This is a genomic window from Nocardiopsis sp. NPDC058631 (genome assembly GCF_042716955.1).
Lineage (GTDB): Bacteria > Actinomycetota > Actinomycetes > Streptosporangiales > Streptosporangiaceae > Nocardiopsis.
Genome location: NZ_JBHXQY010000132.1, coordinates 1 through 14,376 on the forward strand (window position 1 = coordinate 1; position 14,376 = coordinate 14,376).

Genomic DNA, 14,376 nt, shown 5'->3' on the forward strand with positions numbered 1-14,376 from the left:
CCCCGGTGGAGTCACCGGGGCCCGCCCTCGCACGTCACAGGAAGGACTACTCCTTCGCGTCGCTCCCGCCTTCGCGGCGCGCGGCCCGCTTCTCCTCCTTGCGGGCCAAACGCTCCTCCTTGCGGCGGTCGCGCTCCGAGCGCCTGCGGTCCTTGTCGTCAGCGTGCTGCTCGCGCCGCGCCTCCTTGGCCTCGGCCTCCAGCTCCGCCTTGATCGCCTGCGCGTAGCGGTCGACGTACTCCTGACCCGACAGCTCCATCAGCGCGTACATGATCTCGTCGGTGACCGCACGCAGCACGCGCGGGTCCCTCTCCATGCCCTCGTAGCGCGAGAAGTCCAGCGGCTTGCCGAACTTGACCTTGGGACGCACGCCCAGCTTGGGGACGGTGCGGCCGGGGGGCATGATCTTCTCCAGGTTGATCATCGCCATCGGCACCACCGGGGCCTTGGACTCCAGAGCCAGGCGCGCCACACCGGTACGGCCGCGGTACAGCTTGCCGTCCGGGGAACGGGTGCCCTCCGGGTAGATGCCCAGCAGCTCGCCGCGCTTGAGGACCCGCAGGCCGGTGCGCAGTGCCGCCTCACTCGCCTTGCCGCCGGACCGGTCGATCGGGATCTGCCCCACACCGGTGAAGAACGCCCGGCTCAGCAGGCCCTTGACACCGGTGCCGGTGAAGTACTCGGACTTGGCCAGGAACGTGATCCTGCGGGGCAACGGCAGCGGACCGAAGAAGTGGTCCGAGAAGGAGAGGTGGTTGCTGACCATGATCGCCGGGCCGCGACGCGGCACGTTCTCCACACCCTCGGCGCGCGGTTGCCACAGCACGGCCAGGACCGGGCCCAAAAACGCCTTGACCACCCAGTAGAACATTGCTCGGATCACCCCTGCACACGCGGGGAGGACTGGGCAGGGCCTGCCACGATTCACTGTCCCGCTCGACTGACATTGCCAGGTGGGCACGCGCCCGAGGAGGACGGTGGAGCCACCGCCTGACGTGCGCCATCCTCCCACCGTGCGGGCGCAACTGCCAAAGCGCCCCCAATCGGGCTTCCGACCCGACCCAGACGAGGATACTCAGTCGGCCCCCGCGGCGCGCTACGTGCCTCTCGCAGCCGGAGGCGGGGGCGTTAGTGTGCACCCATGACAAACACTCCGCCGAGCGGCTAGCCTCACGGCTGAAGCCGGGGCCCAAGGCCGCCACGCGGGCCCGGACCGCGGCCTTGCCGGCACCGCCGACGCCCGCACCGACGCGCACCGCACGATCCCTTGGGAGCCGCTCCGTGAGACCGACCGACACAGTACCCCTCATCCCCGGTGCGGAGCCCTTCAGCCACCGCGGGTCGGAGGTCGGCGTACTGCTCTGTCACGGATTCACCGGTTCGCCGTACTCGATGCGACCCTGGGGCGAGCACCTCGCCGCCGCGGGGTACAGCGTGGAGGTCCCGCTCCTGCCCGGGCACGGCACGGTCTGGCAGGACATGAACCTCACCACCTGCGACGACTGGTTCGCCGAGGTCGAACGTGCCCTCCTGGACCTGGCCTCGCGCTGCGAGGAGGTCTACGTCATGGGGCTGTCCATGGGCGGAGCCCTCACCCTGCGCCTGGCCCAGGAGCACCCCGGCCTCGTGCGCGGTGTGGTGCTGGTCAACCCGTCCCTGGCCCTGGAGGACGCGAGACTGCCCCTCATCGCGCCGGTCCGCCGCCTCGTCGCGCGGATCATGCCCTCCACACCGGGGCTGTCCAGTGACGTGTCCAAGGACGACACGACCGAGGGCGGGTACGACCGCGTCCCCACCGCCGCGGCCGCGACACTCCCGAAGCTGTGGCGCGAAGTTCAGGAGGGCATGTCCGGTTTGCGAGCGCCGATTCTGGCCTACCGGAGCCCCCAGGACCACGTTGTCGGACCCCGTAGTCTGCGTATCCTCGCTAGTAGAGCGGTCAACACCCGGCTGACGATTCACCTGCTGCACGACAGCTACCACGTGGCGACCCTCGACCATGACGCCGCCACCATCTTCGACGGAAGCCTCGCCTTCGTGCGGGAGCACCGTAGAAGCGGGGAAGGAGCCGACCGATGACGCAACGTCGGGGTAACGGCCTGCTCGCCGACGCCTACGTGCCCCTCATCCTGCTCGCACCGTCACACGCCGACACCATGCTGGAGGCGCTGCGCCGCAGCGGGATCGCCGCCTACGCGGTGCCCTTGGACGAGGACGTCCTCGAACCCCCCGGCGGAGAGGTCGACGACCCGCCCACCGACCACCTGTACGTGGACGCCGAGGAACGGGCCGCGGCCGAACGGGTCCTGGGCACCGAGCTGCCCGACCTGAGCCGCTCCGACCCCGACCTGCTCGCACCGCACGGCGACTCCCGGCCCGAGGCCGACGGCGCCGAGGGCGAGGCTGCCCTCCACGACCCCCAGACCGAGGGCCCCGTGGGAGGCGACCTGCTCGACGGGCCGCTCGCCAACGCCGACCCCGAAGCCACGCCGGCCCGGTCCACCGACGAGGACGAGGTGTGGAACGAACTGGTGGCGCGCTTCTACGACGAGGACGCCTCCGACACGACCAGCCGTGTGGCCTGGCCGGACGCCGAGAACCTCAGTGCCTCCGACCGGCGCGACAGCGACGGCCCCGGGGGCTCGGGCGCGTCCGACGGCGATCTGCTCGCCGGGGGCCTCACCGACGCCACCGGGGCCTACGACGAGGACGAGGACGCGCAGCGCAGGGCCGAGGCGGAACTGGAGGGCCACTACGAGCCCCCGCCCCCGCCACCCCTGCTCAAGGGCGACCGGTTCGGCATCGCCGCCTGGTTCGGCCTGCTGGGCGGGCCCGTGCTGGTGTTCGGTGCGGCGTTCGCCGGTATCGCCCTGCCGAACTGGCTGATGTTCCTCGCGGTGGTGGCGTTCCTCGCCAGCTTCGTCGTGCTCATCCTCCGCATGACCGACTCCCGGCCGCCCGGAGACAACGGGCCGGACAACGGGGCGGTGGTCTGACAGCTGGGCTTCGACGTCCCCCTCTGGCGCGCGTTCGCCGTCTTCCGCGCCGCGACCCTGGCCTACTCCCTGGTCCTGCTCGTCCAGAACCACGGGTCGCTGTCCAGACCCTGGCTGGCGTGGACGGTCCTGGCGGTCATGGCCGTGTGGACCGCGGTTGCGAACCACGGCTACGCGCGCCCCGAGCACCGCACCTGGCGCCTGCTCACCGCCGACCTTGCCGTCGCGTTCGGCTGCCTCTTCGCGACGGCCCTCGCCGCCACGCCCTTCTACCTCACCCAGGCCCCGCCCCTGAGCGGCTACTGGTTCGCCGGCGCGGCGCTCGCCGCCGCCGTCATCTGGGGACGGCGCGGCGCCGCGATCATCGCCCTCCTCTACGGCTTCGCCGACCTCACCCTGCGCGTCGTCATGGGCGCGGCCATCACCGCCGCCACCGCACGCGGGGTCGTGCTCCTGCTGCTGGCGGCCGTGGTCGTCGGCTACATGGCCCAGGTCGCCGCACGGGCCGAGGAGCGCTTCGCCCAGGCCGTCTCCCTGGAGGCCCGCATCCGCGAGCGGGAGCAGCTGGCCCGGTCGATCCACGACTCGGTGCTCCAGGTACTCGCCCTCGTCAGCCGGCGCGGAGCCGAGGCCGGGGGCGAGGCCGCCGAGCTCGGCCGGATGGCGGGCGAACAGGAGGTGCGGCTGCGGGCGCTCTTCGCGGACGGGCTCCCCGAGGGGATCGCGCGCGACGGGCCGTCCGCCACCGACCCCGGGCGGGCGGTGGCGCCGGGCGGGGGCGGAGCGGCGGGGCAGACCGTCCGCGCCACCGGCACGCGACCCGGGGAAGGCCCCGCGGGCGGCGGACCCGCACCCGGATTCGACGCCGGACCCGTGGACCTGCGCGAACCGGTCCGCCGGGTCGAGTCGTCCCGCGTGGCGGTCTCCGCCCCGGCGACCCCCGTCCTCCTGCCCGCCCACACGGCCGGCGAGCTCTCCGCCGCGGTCCTCGCGGCCCTGGACAACGTGGCCAGGCACTGCCCCGACGGCACCCGCGCCTGGGTCCTGCTGGAGGACGAGGACGACGGGGTGACCGTGTCCGTACGGGACGAGGGGCCGGGGATCCCGCCGGGCCGGCTGGAGGAGGCGCGTGCCAACGGCCGCCTCGGCGTGTCCCAGTCCATCCTGGGGCGTGTGCGCGACCTGGGGGGCACGGTCGAGTACGTCTCGGTCCCGGGCCAGGGCACCGAGGTGGAGATGCGCGTTCCGCGTTGAGGCGTCCGGCGGGTGTGAGACGGGCGTTGGCAGGGGTGGTGTGAGCCGTCGAGGGCTTTTCCGGTCCGGTGGTAGATGTCGCAATCCACACCGTTACCGGAGGCCCTCTTCGCCTGTGCCAGGCGGGGCGGGTGTCCCTCACCTCTGTGGTCAGTACACCTGGTGCGGCACATGCGCAATCACGCCGGCGCAGCACATCCGAACCAGCATGAGCTGACGCCCTACGCTCTTCTCGGCTATCTGGAGACCTGCATAAAGGAAGTCATCACGCTTCCGCGGTCGCCGACGATGATCGAAACTCCAGCCCTCCTGCGGAACATCGGGACGGCGACCCCCGCAGAGAGTGACTCGGGAAGGTGCGACGCGCTTTTCGCTGGGCTGCGCGAGGACCAAGCCGATGTTCTCACCAGAGGACTCTTTGGCATCTATGTCAATACCCGCCCCTCCAACACGTCACGCGATAACGTACGCGCGATCTTCCCGAAGCTCTGGGGGCGGCTGCCCAAGGATGTTCGAGTCCCGGAAATTGGCGAGATTCTGGACGGGCTGATGGGTGTTCATTCTGCGATGAACAACTTTTACAATGGTCCGCCCCCTGCGCGGGAACTGCAAGAACATGTTGGAGGCCAGCCTGTCCCGAATGGTGTTGAGGAGAAATATGTTCACACGGCCGTGGAGGTGTACCTCGGGCGCTCGTCCGGAATCTCATGGAGCGCTGACCCCATCTGCAGGTCGCTCCTGGAGAGGATTTCTCCCGAGCGGGCAGCGATGGCACTTCGCTTTGTCACGGGCCCGATCGTCACTGCCGTACTAGGGACGGAATTTCCGGATAAGCAAACGCGGCAGTTGCTCGACATCACCGAGGCGAAGTCAGGTGGGGGGCGAGTCGGGGTCGCCTTCCTCCTGCCGTCCGCGTGGGCCGAGCCGGTGGTCGAGCGCGGCACCGACCTCGGGGCAGTTCTTGCGGATGACGTGGAGGAAGGCGTTCAGTGCCGGGGAGCGGTCCCGGACACTGAAGGACAGGACCAGGTCGGGCAGAGGCGTGCGCGGGGTCACCTCGCAGAACCACGTGCCCCGTCGTGGGACCGTCAGCATGCGAGAGGGTCCCAGACCGACGCCCACCCCGCAGGCGGCGAGGCCGATGATGGTGTGGATGTCCCTCGCGACGGTTGCGCCGGAGAGCGCCGGGGAGTCCTTGCCCAGGAGGGTCCGCAGCCCGGTGACGACGGTGGGCTCGTCCTCCCCCGGCGCGACGATCAGCGGCTGTCGCCGCAGCCGGTCCACGTCCACCGACGACTGACCCGCGTACGGGTGCGTGCTGCTCACGACCGCGACCAGGTGGTCGTGTCCGATCGGGACCGATACCAACTGCTCGGCCCCGACACCCCCTGGCCGGCCGAGACCGATCGCCACGTCCAGTTCGCCGGCGACGAGCGCAGCCGTGCTGCGCCTGGTCGCCATCTCGTGCAGTTCCAGCCGCACGTCGGGCCGTTCGCGGCCGAACCGGCCGAGGACGTCCGGCAGGGGTTCGAGCAGTGCTGAGGCAATGAACCCCAGGCGCAGCCGTCCCGTCTCCCCGCGCGCTGCCCTGGCCGCGTCGACCGAGGCCGCCGCGATCTCGTCGAGCGCCCTGCGCGCCCGGGAGAGGAAGGCCGTGCCCGCAGCCGTCGGAAACACCCCCTGGCGGGTGCGATCGAACAAGCGGGCGCCCACTTCCCGTTCGAGGTCGGCGATCTGCTTGGACAGCGGAGGCTGCGCGATGCCCAGCGCACCGGCCGCCCGGCCGAAGTGTGCATGCTCGGCGAGGGTCAGTGCGTACCGCAGGTGCCGCGCCTCCATGTCAGCCTCCCAGCCATATCTCACATGTATCGTCAGCCAGCTTGTCAGATCTTTCGTTGGATGATCGGGGCCGGGTCGCATGGAATGAGGCCATGACTGATTCTTCCTCCACAGACACCGTCTTCGTCTTCGTGCACGGGGCCTGGCACGGCTCCGGGCAGTGGGCGGCGACGCAGCGCGCACTCGCCGCACTCGGTGCCGTGAGCATGGCCGTCGACCTGCCGGGGCACGGCTTCGACGCACCGCTGCCCAGCGGATACCTCAAGGCGGGCCAGCCGGGCCTGTTGACCGAGAAGTCCGCGCTCGCCACCGTGACGATGGACGACAGCGCCCGGGCCGTGCTGGACACTCTGCGCCAGGCCCGCCACCACCGTCGTGTCGTGCTCGTCGCGCACAGCGCGGGCGGCGGCCCCGCGTCACTGGCTGCCGAGCGCGCACCCGAACTCGTCAACGAGATCGTCTACCTCTCGGCCTTCGTGCCCGCCGGACGGCCCCGGTTCTTCGACTATCTCGGCTCGCCCGAGAACGCCACGGCCCGGGGCCAGGGCCTCAACCTCGGCGACCCCGGGGAGCTGGGCGCCGTACGGATCAACCCGCTCTCGCAGGATCCCGCCTACGTCGAGGAACTGCGGCAGACTCACTACCACGACACCGCTCTGGACCGTTTCGACCGCTGGCGCTCGGCACTGAGCCCCGATCTGCCGCTGGCGATCCCAACCACCCCGGTCATCGTGTCCCCACAACGGTGGGGGCGAGTCCCGCGGACCTTCCTGCGCTGCGCGGAGGACCGGGCACTGCCCACGGCCGTGCAGGATCTGATGATCGCGGAAGCCGACCGTGCCATGCCCGGCAACCCGTTCACCGTGCGCACCCTCCCGGGCAGCCACAGCCCGTTCGCCGCCCGGCCCCGTGAGCTCGCCGCGGCTCTGCTGCCGTGAGCGGCGGACGCCTCGTGCTGCCAGTGGTACTCAGCGCCACCTTCGTGCAGCTGCTCAACGTCACTGTCGCCCAGGTGGCCGCGCCGGCGATACAGGCCGGCCTGGGCGCCGGTCCGGGCGCCGTCCAACTGGTCCTCGCCGGATACACCCTGGCGTACGCATGCCTGCTCATCCCCGCCGCACGGCTGGGCGACCGGTACGGCTACCGCCGGCTGTTCGTGGCGGGCACCGTGGTCTTCACCGCGGGTTCGGTGGCCGGCGCGTGTGCCCCCGACGCCGCATCGCTGATCACGGCCAGGCTGGTGCAGGGCGCGGGCAGCGGTCTGGTCGCCCCCCAGGTCCTGTCGCTCATCCAGGTCGCCATTCCCGCGACACGCCGGCCGCGCGCCTTCGGCCTGTACGGCGCCACCATGGCCGTCGCGTCACTGGCCGGGCCGCTGATCGGCGGCCTTGTCCTCAGCGCCGATCTCTTCGGCCTCGGCTGGCGGCCGGTGATGCTCCTCACCGTGCCGGTGGCGCTCGCCTCGCTGGCCGGAGCGACCGCGCTGCCCCGCACCCGCGGGGCGGACGGACTCCGCGTCGACAAGCTGGGGGCGCTGCTGGTCACCGTGGGAGCCGGCGCACTGGTCCTGCCCCTGGCGCTGGGGCGGGAAGCAGGCTGGCCCTGGTGGACGTGGGCCGGTTTCGCCGTGGCTGTGGCCGCCCTCGGCCACTTCGTCCGGAGCCTCCCGCACCGGCCTGACCCGCTGATCCATCCCGCGGTGCTGCGTGACCGATCGGCGCGGAGGGGCACGTTGCTGGTGTTCGTGTTCAACACGGGCGTGCCCTCCTTCACCTACCTGCTCTTCCTCCACCTTCAGTCCGCCGTCGGGTACTCGGCCCTGGCGGCCTCGCTGACGTCGGCACCGTTCGCCGCCGCCGCCGTCCTCGGCAGCAGAGCCGCGCCCGCTCTCACCCGCCGGCACGGGCCGACGGTGCTCACCGCCGCCTCCCTGGTGCTGGCCGGGATGTGCCTGGCGCTGGCCCCGCTCATCGGCTCGGCGGCGGGACGCCACGCGGCACTGCCCGTGCTGGCCGTCGGCGGAGCCGCGTTCGGCGCGTTCACCGCGTCGGTGTTCACCCTGGTCCTGGCCGAGGTGCACGGCCCCGCCGCCGGTTCGGTCTCCGGACTGCTGCCCACAGCACAGCAGCTCGGCGGATCCATCGGAGTGACCGCGGCCGGACTCGTCTACCACGCCCCCGCCGCCGATGCGGACACCGCGTTCCGGCACGCCATGCTCTACCAGGTCGCCGCCTTCACGATCACCGCGCTGATCAGCCTCCGGCTCCGCCACCGGCCTGGCACCCAGGCCTACTGACCACAGAGGCCAGGAACACCCACCCCGCCTGACACAAGCGAAGAGGACCTCCGGCCCGGACGCACTTGCACCCACAGCCGACGTCGACGCCCGAACCCGCCACAGGTGCAAGATCACGGCAGGCGGGGCCGGGGGACTACAGCGGAGGCCCGTGCCCCGGCCCCTCCTGGTAGGAGAACCGCTGCTCGTTCCACGGGTCGGCGCGGTTGTGGTAGCCGCGTTCCTCCCAGAAGCCCCGCCGGTCCGCGGTCATGTACTCCACGGCGCGCAGCCACTTCACGCTCTTCCACCCGTACAGATGGGGCACCACGAGCCGCAGCGGGAACCCGTGTTCGGGGGCGAGGGGCTCCCCGTCGCGGTGGGTGGCGAGGAGGACCTGTTCGGAGAGGAAGTCGTCCAGGCGCAGGTTCGCGCTGTACCCGTACTCGCCCCAGGCCATCACGTGCGTCACCTCAGGAGCCGGGGGAGCGGCGCCGACCAGGTCGAGGGCACGCACCCCGCCCCAGGGGACGTCGGGGACGCTGAACCGCATCACGCAGTGGAAGTCGCTCACCCCGTCGGTGCGCGGCAGGGTCCCGAACTCCTCCCACGTCCACCGGTAGGAGCCCAGGCTCTCCGTCGCGCCCATCACCCGGAAGTCCCACCTGTGCGGCCGGAAGGCCGGAACCGGCCCGTAGTGCAGTGGTCTGTGCTCGTACCGCACGGCCTGCCCGGGCGGGAGCCCGAGCCGCCCGACGCGCCGGGCCCGGCCCTCCCCCGCACCCCTGCCGCCCCCGTCCGCTCTCTCGGACAACCCGTCCCCCTGCTCGTCTGGCTCCGGCCGCCCGGCCCTTGCGGTACGCCCGCGCCGATGGGCCGGGCGTGCTCCCCGCAGGGACCTCCCTGTCCCGTCCACCGCGGGGAAACGCGGTATCCGGCCATCCTGCCAGGGGCGGATGAGAGCCAGCTCACTCACCCCGTGTGTGCGGGCGCGCGAGAACCGTGCGCTATAGTCACAGCCATGCAGCGAAGCTTCTGGCGCTTTTATGGCTACCGGCCCGATACCCCCGGTCGCCTGTAAAGCGCTGCGCTGACACAGACGACTTGAGCCCCGGGCCGGTAGAGCCCGGGGTTTTTTCGTGCCCCGGGCGGCTCTCGGTCCCACCACTCCCACCGACAAGCAGCTAGGGACAACCCACATGGTCATCGTGATGGCACCGGACGCCACTTCCGACAACATCGACGCCCTCGTCGAACTGGTCACCTCCTCCGGAGGGGAGGCCTACGTGACCCGAGGGGTCAGCCGTACCATCATCGGCCTGGTGGGGGACGTCGAGCGCTTCCAGGACCTGGGCCTGGCCGCCAAACCCGGGGTCAGCGACGTCCTGCGGATCTCCGCGCCGTACAAGCTGGTGAGCCGCGAGAACCACGACAGCCGCAGCGTCGTCAGCGTCCGGGGGGTGCCGATCGGCGGCGACAACGTCACCGTCATCGCCGGGCCGTGCGCCGTCGAGACCCCCGAGCAGACCCTCGAAGCGGCCAGGATGGCGCTCGCGGCGGGGGCCTCCCTGCTCCGCGGCGGTGCGTACAAGCCGCGCACCTCGCCGTACGCCTTCCAGGGGCTGGGCGAGGCGGGGCTGAAGATCCTCGCGGACGTCCGCGAGGAGACCGGCCTGCCGGTCGTCACCGAGGTGGTGGACGCCGCCGACGTCGAGCTCGTCGCCTCCTACGCCGACATGCTCCAGATCGGCACCCGCAACATGCAGAACTTCGCCCTGCTCCAGGCCGCGGGCGACGCGGGCAAGCCCGTCATGCTCAAGCGGGGGATGAGCTCCACCATCGAGGAGTGGTTGATGGCCGCCGAGTACATCGCCCAGCAGGGCAACCTCGACATCGTCCTCTGCGAGCGCGGCATCCGCACCTTCGAGAAGGCCACCCGCAACACGCTGGACATCAGCGCGGTCCCGGTCGCCCAGAACCTGTCGCACCTGCCGGTGATCGTCGACCCGTCCCACTCGGGCGGCAAGCGCGAACTGGTGCTCCCGCTCTCCCGCGCGGCCATCGCGGTCGGCGCCGACGGCGTCATCGTGGACGTGCACCCGCACCCGGAGGAGGCCCTGTGCGACGGGCCGCAGGCCCTCCTTGAGGAGGACCTGGCCCAGCTGCGCGACCTGGCGGGCACCCTCGCCGCCCTGAGCGGCCGCACCCTCACCCCGGCGCCCGGCCGCGAGCTGGCCGGTCTCTGAGGGACGACGGAACGGCGCCGCCCCGACCACCGGGGACATGGTCGGGGCGGCGCCGTGTCGGTGCCGTGTCAGGCGAGGGCGGCGGCGGGCTTGCTCGCGCCCTCCAGCCGCCGGGGGGCGACGTCGCCGAGGAAGCTCGGCTTGTGCACCTGGGCCGTGGTGACCAGGTGCTCGACCAGCTCCTCCGCGTCCAGGCGCTTCTCGATCTGGCGCAGGTCGGGGATCTTGGCGGCCGTCTCGACCTGGCGCGGGGTCAGCATGGTGCAGCAGTCCTCGTCGGGCAGCTCCGAGATGGCCAGGGTCCCGATCTTGCGGGCCTGGTCCATGATCTCGGTCTTGTCCATCCCGATGAGGGGACGCAGGATCGGCAGGTCGACCGCGTCGTCCAGCGCGGTGAGGTTGGTCATGGTCTGGCTGGAGACCTGGCCGAGGGCGTCACCGGTGACCAGGCACTCCGCGCCGAGGTCGTCGGCGAGGGCCTCCGCGGTCTTGAGCATCAGGCGCCGCTGGGCGACGATCTGGAGCCGTTCGATGCCTGAGGTCTTCAGCTGCTGCTGGGCCTTGCCGAAGGGGATCACGAACAGGCGCGAACCCACCTGGTAGCGGTCCAGTTGGCGAACCAGGCTGTAGGCCTTGTAGATGGACTCGGGACCGGTGAACGGCATACCGGAGAAGTGCAGGAAGTCGACCTTCAGTCCGCGCCGGATCATCCGGTGGGCTGCCACGGGGGAGTCGATCCCGCCGGACATCAGCACCAGCCCGCGCCCGCTCATCCCGGCGGGCAGGCCGCCCTGGCCCGGGATGCCGTCGGTGAACACGAACGCCTCGTCCTTGTCCACCTCCACGTACAGGGTGTTGTCGGGCCGCTTCAGGTTCACCGCGTAACCGTGCGCCTCGATGACCTTGGAGCCCAGGTAGCCCGCCAGCTCGGACGAGGTCATCTCGAAGCGCTTGTCGCGGCGGCGCGCGCGCACCGCGAAGGTGCCCGTGCGTCCGGCGAGGGAGCGCACGCCGATGTCGGCGATGGCGTCCAGGTCCTTGGCCACCCGGCGGACCAGGTGCACCCACACCACGCCCATGACGTTGGCCATGCGGTCGGCGATCTCGGCGACCTCCAGGTCGGAGGCGCCGGGCTTGCGGACGATGATGACGCCCGCGCCGCGCTGCGACAGGCGGACGTCGCCCAGGTCGCGTACGGAATTGCGGATGTTGTTGTGGAGCCGCCGCTCGAACAACTTGCGGTTGGAGCCCTTGAGGACGATCTCGCCGAGCTTCATGAGCACGCAGAGTTCGCCCAGCCCGGCGTCGGCTCCTACCTCGGTGACGGGGAGCGGCACGGACTCGAGCGACGCGGACATGGTGCTACCTCCGGTGAATACCTACGGCCCGGTACGAGGTGGGAGCGTCGGCGGTGGGACCGGGTGCCCAGCGCCGCCCTCCAGTATCGAACATCCCCTCCACCGCTCGAACCGTTTTCGGTCGGGGTGGGAGGGCATGCGGCGGTAAACACACCGGTGCGCCTCCTCGACGGTCCGACCGCCGGGGCCCGGACGCGGCGCGCCCCCTCCCCTGGGAGCTGGGAAGGGGGCGCGCACCGGCCCGCTGCCGGCTCACGTGGCCGTCGGCCGGCTGGGCCTGCGGCCCGGGTGCCTGTCAGCGCGGGAACCTTCGGCCTCTTCGCGCGCGTCCTCGTTCCTCGCAAGCGCGCTGCGTGGCCTCCAGAACCCCGCGGGCACCCGGGCTCGCTTGTTCGGGTTCGGGCCTAGCCGAAGAAGACCTCGGCCTCCTGGTAGCGCTCGGCCGGGACCGTCTTGAGGGTGTCGGTGGCCTCGGCCAGGTCGACGCGGACGATGGCGGTGCCCTGGAGGCCGACCATCTTGCCGAACGACTTGTCGTGCACGGCCTCGATGGCGTTCACGCCCAGGCGGGTGGCCAGCACGCGGTCGAACGCGGTCGGGGTGCCGCCGCGCTGCACGTGCCCCAGGACCACCGAACGCGACTCCTTGCCGGTGCGCTTCTCGATCTCCTCGGCGAGGCGCTGGCCGATGCCGCCCAGGCGGACGTGGCCGAAGGAGTCGGTCTCGCCGGTGGCGAGCTCCATCTGACCCTCCTTGGGGTGCGCGCCCTCCGCGACGACGATGATCGGCGCGTACTGGGTCCGGAACCGGCTCTCGACGTGCTTGACGACCTCGTCGATGTCGAAGGGCCGCTCCGGGATGAGGATGACGTTGGCGCCGGCGGCCATGCCCGAGTGCAGGGCGATCCACCCGGCGTGGCGTCCCATCACCTCGACCACGAGCGCGCGGTGGTGCGACTCGGCGGTGGTGTGCAGGCGGTCGATCGCCTCCATGGCGATGTTCACGGCCGTGTCGAAACCGAAGGTGTAGTCGGTCGCGTTGAGGTCGTTGTCGATCGTCTTGGGCACGCCCACTACGTTGACACCGCGGTCGTGCAGCTGGCGGGCCACACCCAGGGTGTCCTCGCCGCCGATGGCGACCAGCGCGTCGACGCCGAGCGCGGCCATGTTGTCCTTGACGCGCTCGACACCGCCCTCGATCTTCATCAGGTTGGTGCGGGAGGAGCCCAGGATGGTGCCGCCGCGCGGAAGGATGCCGCGCACGGACTCCACGTCCAGCGGAACGGTGTCGCCTTCGAGCGGGCCGCGCCAGCCGTCCCGGAAGCCGATGAACTCGTACCCGTAGTCCTTGATGCCCTTGCGGACCACGGCGCGGATGACCGCGTTCAGACCAGGGCAGTCTCCGCCACCGGTCAGCACCCCGACGCGCATACGACTTCTCCTCGACGTTGTGTTGTCACGGCGCAAGGCGCCATATGGTCTAGACCATAGTGGCCTCGACTTGCCGGGGCCAACCCGGGGAGGCGAACTGCGCCCGAACCCCGACGTAGTGGGCCTGGGAGGGCGACCGGAACCGCGTGCAAGCCCTGTCCGCTATTCGTCCAGCCCCTGGTCGATGGCGTACCGGACGAGCTCCACCCGGTTGTGCAGGTGCAGCTTGGTGAGGGTGTTCTGCACGTGGTTCTGCACGGTGCGGTGGGAGATCGTCAGGCGCTGCGCGATCTGCTTGTAGGCCAGCCCCTTGGCGACCAGGCGGAGTACCTCGGTCTCACGCGGTGTCAGCGCGGGCGCCTGCGGTTCCCGGGAGCGGTCGGCCGAGGACAGCCTGCGGTACTCGCCCAGCACGAGCCCGGCCAGCCCCGGGGTGTACACGGCCTCACCCGTGTGCACGCGGCGCACCGCGTCCAGCAGTTCCTCGCGTCCGGCTGACTTGACCAGGTAGCCGGTCGCCCCGGCCTTCACCGCCGCCAGCACGTCGTCGCCGGCCCCGCTCGCCGACAGGACCAGCACCTGCGGGGGCTCCGGCAGCGCGACCAGGCCCGCCGTCAGCTCGACCCCGGTCATGTCCGGCAGGTGAAGGTCCACCACCGCCAGGGTGGGGCGCACGGCCGGGGCGATGCGCAGCGCCTTGGCGCCGTCGCCCGCCGTTCCCACCACGTCGAGCCCGGCCTCGCCCAGGTCGCGCGCGACCGCCTCACGCCACATCGGGTGGTCGTCCACCACCAGTACCCGGATCTCCTCGGTCGCCATGCAGGCGACCCTATCCCGACCGGGCCCGTCCCGTGCCGGTCGGGCGCGGGCCGGGGCGCGGCCGACCGGCGGGGCCACCCCCCGCGCACCCCACCCCACCGGCGCGCCAGTGTCATATAAACAAATGACGCAGCCGACGATAATTTAGGTGTAGATATA

12 protein-coding genes are annotated in these 14,376 nt (G+C 71.3%); 6 read left to right on the forward strand and 6 right to left on the reverse strand.

The features are described 5' to 3' along the window. Window positions 1–46: 46 nt before the first annotated feature. A complete protein-coding gene (locus tag ACFWTE_RS27725) occupies window positions 47–871 on the reverse strand; it encodes a lysophospholipid acyltransferase family protein (protein WP_378782863.1) in 825 nt (274 codons plus the stop codon). Window positions 872–1,281: 410 nt separating this feature from the next. Between ACFWTE_RS27725 and ACFWTE_RS27730 the strand changes: the two genes are divergently transcribed. From ACFWTE_RS27730 to macS, 3 genes are read left to right on the forward strand one after another with little or no spacing between them, the layout of a single operon-like run. Next, window positions 1,282–2,079: an alpha/beta hydrolase gene (locus ACFWTE_RS27730; RefSeq protein WP_378782864.1), complete on the forward strand. Its 798-nt coding sequence runs from the start codon at window positions 1,282–1,284 to the stop codon at window positions 2,077–2,079. Next, window positions 2,076–2,996 (forward strand): hypothetical protein, encoded by a 921-nt coding sequence (locus ACFWTE_RS27735; RefSeq protein ID WP_378782865.1) that lies wholly within the window; start codon window positions 2,076–2,078, stop codon window positions 2,994–2,996. The genes ACFWTE_RS27730 and ACFWTE_RS27735 overlap by 4 nt, the downstream gene beginning before the upstream one ends. 3 nt (window positions 2,997–2,999) lie before the next feature. Further along, entirely contained in the window at window positions 3,000–4,250 is a 1,251-nt protein-coding gene (gene macS / locus ACFWTE_RS27740) for a MacS family sensor histidine kinase (RefSeq protein ID WP_378782874.1), read from the forward strand. Window positions 4,251–5,120: 870 nt separating this feature from the next. On the opposite strand, the gene ACFWTE_RS27745 is transcribed toward macS, so the two are convergent. Then, complete coding sequence (locus ACFWTE_RS27745; protein ID WP_378782866.1) at window positions 5,121–6,089, reverse strand: LysR family transcriptional regulator; 969 nt, start codon at window positions 6,087–6,089, stop codon at window positions 5,121–5,123. A 92-nt stretch (window positions 6,090–6,181) separates the two neighbouring features. Between ACFWTE_RS27745 and ACFWTE_RS27750 the strand changes: the two genes are divergently transcribed. Both ACFWTE_RS27750 and ACFWTE_RS27755 read left to right on the forward strand, forming a co-directional pair. Continuing rightward, a complete protein-coding gene (locus ACFWTE_RS27750; protein WP_378782867.1) occupies window positions 6,182–7,027 on the forward strand; it encodes an alpha/beta fold hydrolase in 846 nt (281 codons plus the stop codon). Window positions 7,028–7,041: 14 nt separating this feature from the next. Further along, a complete protein-coding gene (locus tag ACFWTE_RS27755) occupies window positions 7,042–8,385 on the forward strand; it encodes an MFS transporter (RefSeq protein WP_378782868.1) in 1,344 nt (447 codons plus the stop codon). A gap of 136 nt (window positions 8,386–8,521) precedes the next feature. Here ACFWTE_RS27755 and ACFWTE_RS27760 read toward each other — a convergent pair whose 3' ends face one another. Continuing rightward, window positions 8,522–9,178, reverse strand: a complete 657-nt coding sequence (locus ACFWTE_RS27760) for a molybdopterin-dependent oxidoreductase (protein WP_378782869.1) — start codon at window positions 9,176–9,178, stop codon at window positions 8,522–8,524. 385 nt (window positions 9,179–9,563) lie between these two features. On the opposite strand from ACFWTE_RS27760, the gene aroF reads away from it, so the two are divergent. Beyond that, window positions 9,564–10,610, forward strand: coding sequence for a 3-deoxy-7-phosphoheptulonate synthase (gene aroF, locus ACFWTE_RS27765; protein ID WP_378782870.1), 1,047 nt, complete (start codon window positions 9,564–9,566; stop codon window positions 10,608–10,610). A gap of 68 nt (window positions 10,611–10,678) precedes the next feature. Here aroF and thiI read toward each other — a convergent pair whose 3' ends face one another. The 3 genes from thiI to ACFWTE_RS27780 form a co-directional block, all read right to left on the reverse strand. Then, on the reverse strand, window positions 10,679–11,968 hold the full coding sequence (gene thiI / locus ACFWTE_RS27770; RefSeq protein WP_378782871.1) for a tRNA uracil 4-sulfurtransferase ThiI: 1,290 nt from the start codon (window positions 11,966–11,968) through the stop codon (window positions 10,679–10,681). A 404-nt stretch (window positions 11,969–12,372) separates the two neighbouring features. Next, window positions 12,373–13,398, reverse strand: coding sequence for a 6-phosphofructokinase (locus ACFWTE_RS27775; RefSeq protein ID WP_378782872.1), 1,026 nt, complete (start codon window positions 13,396–13,398; stop codon window positions 12,373–12,375). A 162-nt stretch (window positions 13,399–13,560) separates the two neighbouring features. Beyond that, window positions 13,561–14,217 carry a response regulator gene (locus ACFWTE_RS27780; RefSeq protein ID WP_378782873.1) on the reverse strand — a complete coding sequence of 219 codons (657 nt, stop codon included), beginning with the start codon at window positions 14,215–14,217 and terminating at the stop codon, window positions 13,561–13,563. Window positions 14,218–14,376: the final 159 nt, after the last annotated feature.